Annotated in this window: 4 protein-coding genes; 2 read left to right on the top strand and 2 right to left on the bottom strand. The window is 63.2% G+C overall.

Translation table 11 applies throughout. The features are described 5' to 3' along the window. Both L9Z73_RS29265 and L9Z73_RS29270 read right to left on the bottom strand, forming a co-directional pair. On the bottom strand, positions 1-266 hold a 266-nt coding region (locus L9Z73_RS29265; RefSeq protein WP_247408355.1), incomplete at its 3' end, for an FAD-dependent oxidoreductase. An 85-nt stretch (positions 267-351) separates the two neighbouring features. Then, positions 352-687, bottom strand: coding sequence for a DMT family transporter (locus L9Z73_RS29270; RefSeq protein ID WP_247408357.1), 336 nt, complete (start codon positions 685-687; stop codon positions 352-354). Between the two features lie 103 nt (positions 688-790). On the opposite strand from L9Z73_RS29270, the gene L9Z73_RS29275 reads away from it, so the two are divergent. After that, complete coding sequence (locus L9Z73_RS29275) at positions 791-1,681, top strand: LysR family transcriptional regulator (RefSeq protein ID WP_247408360.1); 891 nt, start codon at positions 791-793, stop codon at positions 1,679-1,681. A 23-nt stretch (positions 1,682-1,704) separates the two neighbouring features. Continuing rightward, positions 1,705-2,305, top strand: a 601-nt coding sequence (locus L9Z73_RS29280) for a glycosyltransferase N-terminal domain-containing protein (protein ID WP_282598796.1), incomplete at its 3' end; no start/stop codon positions are given.

Consider the following 2,305-nt stretch of genomic DNA (forward strand, 5'->3'; position numbering starts at 1 on the left):
TCCAGCTCGCCGTTACCGGCCAGGGCCTCGCGCCAGCGCCGCGGCATATCGGCAATCGCTTCGGAGGCCCCGGTGAGGGCGCCGTGTAGCGCGTATTTCGCACCGCCGTGAATGATCCCCTGGGACTTCACGCTTTGCCCGCCACCCAGGGTGGCGTTCTCCACCAGCACCGTGGAAAACCCCTGGCGGCGCAGGCGCGCATTCAGCCAGAGGCCGGCAACCCCGGCGCCGACAATCAGAACGTCGGTGGAAATAACGGATGGCATGGGCAACCTCAGTGTTCAAATCAAGGTGCCAAGTATACAGGCTCAATGGATCGATCTTTGCCCGGGATCAATATTAGGAGGGCTGTCAGTGCCCGGCGGTTTTCGAGAACAACTGAATCACCACCACGCCCAGCACGATCAATCCCATCCCGAGCATCGCCGGTAGATCGAGCTTTTGCCCATAGATAAACAGCGCCGCAATGCTGACCATCACAATGCCCATCCCGGCCCACACCGCGTAGGCCACACCCACCGGCACGGTGCGCACCACCAGGGTCAGCATCCAGAACGCCACGCCGTAGCCGACGATCACCAACAGCAGCGGGATCGGCGTGCTCAAGCCTTTGATGGCTTTCATGGAAACGGTGGCGATCACTTCCGAGCAGATGGCGATGGCGAGGTAATAGTAGGCAGGGGTCATGGGGCTGTCCTCGGTGTAGAGCGCGCTGGATAAGGTCGGCATTTTAGCGCGTCGCCAGATGGGGTAAAGTCATTACCTATCCGAATTAAAGATGGGTCGCGCCATGAGTGTGCAGTGGAACCTGGAGCAGATGCGCCTGTTCGTCAGCGTCGCCGAGCAGCGCTCGTTTTCGGCAGTGGCGCGTGAGCAGCGCAAGGCCCAGTCGGCGGTCAGCAACGGCATCGCCTTGCTGGAAGCGGACCTGGGCGTCAGCCTGTTCGAGCGTAGCAGTGGCCGTCAGCCCCGCTTGACCGAGGCCGGTACGGTGCTGCTCGAAGAGGCCAGGGAAGTGCTGCGCCAGTGCGAACGCCTCAATGGTCGCGCGATGTCGTTGGTGCGCGGCGAAGAAGCCTGCCTGCGCCTGGCCCAGGATGAGGCGATGCTTTATCAGCCGGTCCTCGATAGCCTTGACGCTCTTGCCGGTCGATTTCCCAACCTTGAAGTGCAGCTTTCCAGCGCGGCCCAAGGCGATGTCGCACGCAAGCTGGTGGAGCGCCGGGCCGATCTGGGCATGTTGTTCTATCACGATCAAATCCCCGAAGCGCTGGAGCGTCGGGTCGTCGGCAGTGTGGAAATGGTCACAGTGTGCGGGCGCAACCATCCGCTGGCGGCGCAGAAAACCGTGGACTGCCAGGGGTTGGCGCAGTATCGCCAGTTGCTGATGTCGACCCAGACCAGCGTCTACCCCGGCAGCGAGGCTGCCAGCCCGCAGGTGTGGCGCGCCGACAGCTTCTACGTGCTGGCCGAATGGCTTATCCGTGGCCTGGGTTGGGCCTGGTTGCCCCGGCATGTCGTGCAATACCCGGCCTATCAGAACCAGATGGTCGAACTCGTCAGCGAATGGACCCCGCCGGCCCTGGTTGTTGAGCTGGTATGGCGCCGCGATGAACCCTTGGGCCCCGCCGCGCGCTTTCTCGCCGAACGTTTTGCCGAGTGCTTGCAGGCGATCGACTGAAAAAGCCGATAAACTCCGCCGCCATGAATAGAACTCTCTACAGCTGTCTGTTTTACCTGGCGCTGCCGTTGGTGGCTTTACGTCTGTGGCTGCGTGCGCGCAAGGCGCCAGCCTATGCCAAACGCGTGGGCGAGCGGTTCTCTTACGGCTTGCCGCTGATGCAACCGGGCGGGATCTGGGTGCACGCCGTGTCGGTGGGCGAAAGCATCGCCGCCGCGCCGATGATCCGTGCCCTGCTGGAGCGTTATCCAGAGCTGCCGATGACCGTCACGTGCATGACGCCGACCGGCTCCGAGCGTATCCAGGCGTTGTTCGCGAATGAACCGCGCGTCCAGCATTGCTACTTGCCCTATGACGTGCCCTGCGCGGCCAAGCGTTTTCTCGACCGTGTACAGCCGAAACTGGCCGTGATCATGGAGACCGAGCTGTGGCCCAACCACATCCACGCCTGCGCGCAACGCGGGATTCCGGTGGCGCTGGCCAATGCGCGGCTGTCGGCGCGTTCGGCCAAGGGCTATGCACGTTTCGCCAAACTGACGGGGCCGATGCTGGCAGAAATGAGCCTGTTTGCCGTGCAGACCGAGACCGAGGCCGAGCGTTTTCGCAGCCTGGGCGCGCGGCCGG

The organism is Pseudomonas emilianonis (genome assembly GCF_023072625.1).
Taxonomy (GTDB): domain Bacteria; phylum Pseudomonadota; class Gammaproteobacteria; order Pseudomonadales; family Pseudomonadaceae; genus Aquipseudomonas; species Aquipseudomonas paraveronii.